This window comes from Lysinibacillus sp. FJAT-14745, from assembly GCF_001275675.1.
GTDB lineage: Bacteria > Bacillota > Bacilli > Bacillales_A > Planococcaceae > Lysinibacillus.
Map to the genome: position 1 here is coordinate 32501 of NZ_LITM01000004.1, position 4147 is coordinate 36647.

General features: G+C 47.7%; 1 protein-coding gene and 2 rRNA genes (1 of these 3 only partly in view). All 3 read left to right on the forward strand.

Going from position 1 to position 4147, the window contains the following annotated elements; translation table 11 throughout:
* Positions 1–2666, forward strand: a 23S ribosomal RNA gene (locus tag AMS59_RS06720); it begins 262 nt to the left of the window's first position.
* 136 nt (positions 2667–2802) lie between these two features.
* A 5S ribosomal RNA gene (rrf, locus tag AMS59_RS06725) occupies positions 2803–2918 on the forward strand.
* 347 nt (positions 2919–3265) lie between these two features.
* A complete protein-coding gene (locus AMS59_RS06730; RefSeq protein WP_053482988.1) occupies positions 3266–3544 on the forward strand; it encodes a hypothetical protein in 279 nt (92 codons plus the stop codon).
* Positions 3545–4147: the final 603 nt, after the last annotated feature.

Below are 4147 nucleotides of genomic sequence, written 5' to 3' on the forward strand. Positions count from 1 at the left end.
GAAGAGCCCAAACCAAGAGGCTTGCCTCTTGGGGTTGTAGGACACTCTATACGGAGTTACAAAAGAGCGAGTTAGATGAAGCGACTTGGAAAGGTCCGCCAGAGCAGGTAAAAGCCCTGTAGTCGAAAGTTCGTTCTCTCCTGAGTGGATCCTGAGTACGGCGGAACACGTGAAATTCCGTCGGAATCCGGGAGGACCATCTCCCAAGGCTAAATACTACCTAGTGACCGATAGTGAACCAGTACCGTGAGGGAAAGGTGAAAAGCACCCCGGAAGGGGAGTGAAAGAGATCCTGAAACCGTGTGCCTACAAGTAGTTAGAGCCCGTTAATGGGTGATAGCGTGCCTTTTGTAGAATGAACCGGCGAGTTACGATTACGTGCGAGGTTAAGCTTTAGAAGGCGGAGCCGCAGCGAAAGCGAGTCTGAATAGGGCGAATTAGTACGTGGTCGTAGACCCGAAACCAGGTGATCTACCCATGTCCAGGGTGAAGGTGAGGTAACACTTACTGGAGGCCCGAACCCACGCACGTTGAAAAGTGCGGGGATGAGGTGTGGGTAGCGGAGAAATTCCAATCGAACTTGGAGATAGCTGGTTCTCTCCGAAATAGCTTTAGGGCTAGCCTCGTGATGAGAATACTGGAGGTAGAGCACTGTTTGGACTAGGGGGCCATCCCGGTTTACCGAATTCAGACAAACTCCGAATGCCAGATATTTATACACGGGAGTCAGACTGCGAGTGATAAGATCCGTAGTCAAAAGGGAAACAGCCCAGACCACCAGCTAAGGTCCCAAAGTAATCGTTAAGTGGAAAAGGATGTGGCGTTGCACAGACAACCAGGATGTTGGCTTAGAAGCAGCCATCATTTAAAGAGTGCGTAATAGCTCACTGGTCGAGTGACGCTGCGCCGAAAATGTATCGGGGCTAAACGATTCACCGAAGCTGTGGATTGACATCTATGATGTCAGTGGTAGGAGAGCGTTCTAAGTGCGTTGAAGTCAGATCGGAAGGACTGGTGGAGCGCTTAGAAGTGAGAATGCCGGTATGAGTAGCGAAAGACGGGTGAGAATCCCGTCCACCGTATGACTAAGGTTTCCTGAGGAAGGCTCGTCCGCTCAGGGTTAGTCGGGACCTAAGCCGAGGCCGATAGGCGTAGGCGATGGACAACAGGTTGATATTCCTGTACCACCTCCTCACCGTTTGAGAAATGGGGGGACGCAGTAGGATAGGGTAAGCGCGCTGTTGGTTATGCGCGTCCAAGCAGTAAGGCGTGTGTGTAGGCAAATCCGCACACTGTAACGTTGAGCTGTGATGGCGAGTCCGTATGGACGAAGTTCCTGATTTCACACTGCCAAGAAAAGCCTCTATCGAGGTGAGAGGTGCCCGTACCGCAAACCGACACAGGTAGTCGAGGAGAGAATCCTAAGGTGTGCGAGAGAACTCTCGTTAAGGAACTCGGCAAAATGACCCCGTAACTTCGGGAGAAGGGGTGCTCTTGAGCGTGCAAGCGCATGAGAGCCGCAGTGAATAGGCCCAGGCGACTGTTTAGCAAAAACACAGGTCTCTGCAAAACCGTAAGGTGACGTATAGGGGCTGACGCCTGCCCGGTGCTGGAAGGTTAAGAGGAGTGGTTAGCGCAAGCGAAGCTGCGAATTGAAGCCCCAGTAAACGGCGGCCGTAACTATAACGGTCCTAAGGTAGCGAAATTCCTTGTCGGGTAAGTTCCGACCCGCACGAAAGGCGTAACGATCTGGGCACTGTCTCAACGAGAGACTCGGTGAAATTATAGTACCTGTGAAGATGCAGGTTACCCGCGACAGGACGGAAAGACCCCGTGGAGCTTTACTGTAGCCTGATATTGAATTTTGGTACAACTTGTACAGGATAGGTAGGAGCCAGAGATCTCGGAGCGCCAGCTTCGAAGGAGGCGTCGGTGGGATACTACCCTGGTTGTATTGAAATTCTAACCCATGCCCCTTAGCGGGGCAGGAGACAGTGTCAGGCGGACAGTTTGACTGGGGCGGTCGCCTCCTAAAAGGTAACGGAGGCGCCCAAAGGTTCCCTCAGAATGGTTGGAAATCATTCGTAGAGTGTAAAGGCACAAGGGAGCTTGACTGCGAGACCTACAAGTCGAGCAGGGTCGAAAGACGGGCTTAGTGATCCGGTGGTTCCGCATGGAAGGGCCATCGCTCAACGGATAAAAGCTACCCCGGGGATAACAGGCTTATCTCCCCCAAGAGTCCACATCGACGGGGAGGTTTGGCACCTCGATGTCGGCTCATCGCATCCTGGGGCTGTAGTCGGTCCCAAGGGTTGGGCTGTTCGCCCATTAAAGCGGTACGCGAGCTGGGTTCAGAACGTCGTGAGACAGTTCGGTCCCTATCCGTCGTGGGCGTAGGAAATTTGAGAGGAGCTGTCCTTAGTACGAGAGGACCGGGATGGACACACCGCTGGTGTACCAGTTGTCTTGCCAAAGGCATCGCTGGGTAGCTATGTGTGGACGGGATAAGTGCTGAAAGCATCTAAGCATGAAGCCCCCCTCAAGATGAGATTTCCCATTACGCAAGTAAGTAAGATCCCTCAAAGACGATGAGGTAGATAGGTTCGAGGTGGAAGTGTGGTGACACATGGAGCTGACGAATACTAATCGATCGAGGACTTAACCAAAANGACGAATACTAATCGATCGAGGACTTAACCAAAACGTTTGAAACATTCAATGCACCGTTTATCCAGTTTTGAAAGAACAAACCCTTTCATTTTAGGGTTTCACGATACGATGTATATTGAAAGCCGTTAATAGTCTAGTGATGATGGCAAAGAGGTCACACCCGTTCCCATACCGAACACGGAAGTTAAGCTCTTTAGCGCCAATGGTAGTTGGGGGCTTCCCCCTGTGAGAGTAGGACGTCGCTAGGCACCCGAAAAAGTCGAGGATATATTCCTCGGCTTTTTTTGTTTTATAACATAATAAAAAAATGATATAGTTATTTAAATGTTAAAATTTACATAATTAATTAGGTTCTATTTAAGATGGATGTGAATAGCCCGACACACTTCACACGGTAGGAGGGGCAAAACGAAAGATAGAAGCAACGAACAGACGGATAGAGCTATCAAATTGACGGATAGGCACCTCATCTCAATATTTGAAACAGAGCCATAAACTATGCTTAAAGAATAAAGTGGAACGAGCCTTAAATTTCAAGTTAAAAATGGATTAGGTCTATCACACATATCATTGATTGATAATGGGGGAAGTAAAAATGAGGCGTAACATTTTTTCTGCTATATCTATTTTATCTTTAATAATTACATTTTTTATGTTTGGCTATGATTCAACGAAATGGTATGGTAGTTTTTTTAACTTCCTTTACGATCTAAGTATATTTACGCCATTTGTATTAGGAGGACTTGGGATAATCAGCGCAATTTTTGGCATTAAAGGCGATATCCGTATGGTTCTGATTGTGCTCAATGTTTTTGTAATGATCTTTTTCTTAGGTGCATATTTAATGGGAATCTTCGGATTTCAAAATCCTTAATAAAAAGCTGCAGTGTTTATTTCTCTGCAGTTCTTTTAATTTGTTTTCAATTAGTAACATTAAATGTACAATTACTTGTTATTCTCATCAACAAAAGTAGAGAATGACATTTGCTAAAAACGTATGCCATGTATAAAGTTAATTGGAGTGAAGGCTAGGCGACTCATTGGGGATCAGCGATAGAGGAACGAAGGCTAAAACCATCACATCCTGTGATAACGACTTCGTGACTAACATCGTGTCGTTGCGGCTACGCTGTCGAGTAAAAAACATATGCCGCTGTCGCTACGTTGCACTACGCTTTCGCACAAAAAACATATGCCGCTACCGCTACGTTGCACTACGCTTTCGCGCAAAAAACATATGCCGCTACCGCTACGTTGCACTACACTTTCGCACAAAAAACATATGCCGCTGTCGCTACGTTGCACTACGCTATCGCACAAAAAAACATATGCCCCTGTCGCTACGTTGCNACAAAAAACATATGCCGCTGTCGCTACGTTGCACACTACGCTATCGCACAAAAAAACATATGCCGCTGTCGCTACGTTGCACTACGCTATCGCACAAAAAAACATATGCCGCTGTCGCTACGTTGCA

Excerpts from the sequence above, each read along its gene's own strand:
- AMS59_RS06730 (WP_053482988.1), top strand. The coding sequence starts at position 3,266 with ATGAGGCGTAACATTTTTTCTGCTATATCTATTTTATCTTTAATAATT.